Raw genomic sequence first — 1,544 nt, 5'->3', positions numbered from 1 at the left:
GAGGTCAGCGCCGACGCGATCGCCCCGCCGACGAACGCCGACACCAGGAACGCGCTGGTCACGCGGCTGCGCGCCTCCGGGCGGCGGCGGTAGATCGCGTGCTGGTGGGAGATCTGGAGCAGCTGCTGGGCGAGGTCGAGCACGACGATCCCGGCGAGCAGGGCGACCAGGGAGGTCCCGCCCAGGGCCAGCAGGCCCCAGCTCACGAGCAGCAGGCCCAGCCCGATCGTCACCACCCGCCGTCCGTGACCCCGGTCGGCGAACCGGCCCGCCCCGACCGCCGCCATGGCTCCGGCCAGTCCCGCGAGCCCGAACAGGCCGATCACCCCGGAGCCGTACGAATAGGGCGGGGCGGCGAGCAGGAACGAAAGCGCGGTCCAGAGGATCGTGAAGCACCCGAACCCGACGCCGCCGAGCACCATGCGGCGCCGGACCAGCGCGTCCTCCCGCACGATGGTCCCGACCGAGCGGAGCAGGGTCGGGTACGGGGCCTCCGAGGCCGTCGGGACGCGCGGCAGGACGAGCCGCACCGCGCCGGCGAGCACCACCATCACCACGGCCGCGAGCACGAACACCAGCCGCCAGCCGCCGATCTCGGCGACCAGCCCCGAGACGGTCCGGGCCAGCAGGATGCCGACGAGCAGCCCGCTCATCACCGTCCCGACCACCGAGCCGCGGCGCTCGTCGGAGGCCAGCGACGCGGCCATCGGCACGACGATCTGCGCCACGGCCGAGGTCACCGCGACGATCGCCACCGCCGCGAGCAGGACGCCGAGCGTGGGCGCCGCCGCCGCGCCGAGCAGCAGCACCCCGGTCACGGCCAGCAGCACGCTGACCAGCCGACGCCGCTCGAGGACGTCACCGACCGGCACCAGGAACGCGAGCGCGACCGCGTAGCCGATCTGGGAGGCGGTCACGAGCAGGCCGGCCCGACCCTCGTCGACCCCGAACGCCTGCGCGACCACGGGCAACAGGGGCTGGGCGTAGTAGATGTTGGCCACCGCGGCGCCGCACACCACCGCGAGCAGCAGGACGGTCGGCCGTCCGAGGTGGGTGGGGGCGCCGGTCTCGGCCTGGGTGCTCATCGTTGTCCCAGGCAACCAGATCCGACGACGGGTGGCGCGCGATCCGGTCGCCCGTCACACCGGCGCCGGAGCACCCCCGGCCAGCGCCGCGTCGAGCAGCCACGCCGCCGAGCGCCGCGTGCACGCGCCCGCCTCCTCGGGATCGAGCCCGCGCACGTCGGTGAGCACGATGAACGCCTCCCACCCGACGACGACGGCGAGGGCGGAGACCAGGTCGGCGAAGGCCTCGGGCCCCAGCCGGCCGCGCACCGGGGAGAGCGCGGTCTCGATCCACCCGATCCGCCGGTACCCGCGACGGGGGGCGCCGTCCTCGCGGTCGGGCTCCTGCACGGTGAGCGCGATCAGGCGCCGGCCGAGGGCGAGCGAGGACCCCATCGTCGCGGTGACCCCGTCGACGAGGGCGGCGACGCGCGCGTGCACGTCGTCGGCGGGCGCCCGGGCGAGCGCCTCGTCGACCGG

The 1,544-nt window shown here is 75.8% G+C and carries 2 protein-coding genes; both read right to left on the bottom strand.

The window, feature by feature from the left end; all coding sequences use genetic code 11:
- A partial coding sequence (locus tag AC0CYZ_RS15720; RefSeq protein ID WP_472216939.1) for an MFS transporter occupies positions 1-1,085 on the bottom strand: 1,085 nt, incomplete at its 3' end.
- Positions 1,086-1,139: 54 nt separating this feature from the next.
- Positions 1,140-1,544: hypothetical protein (locus AC0CYZ_RS15715; protein ID WP_472216937.1), on the bottom strand; the 405-nt coding region annotated here is incomplete at its 5' end.

It is taken from the genome of Actinomycetospora sp., from assembly GCF_055612215.1.
The sequence above is the reverse complement of the archived record's forward strand: the minus strand, read 5'-3'. Positions and strand labels throughout refer to the sequence as shown.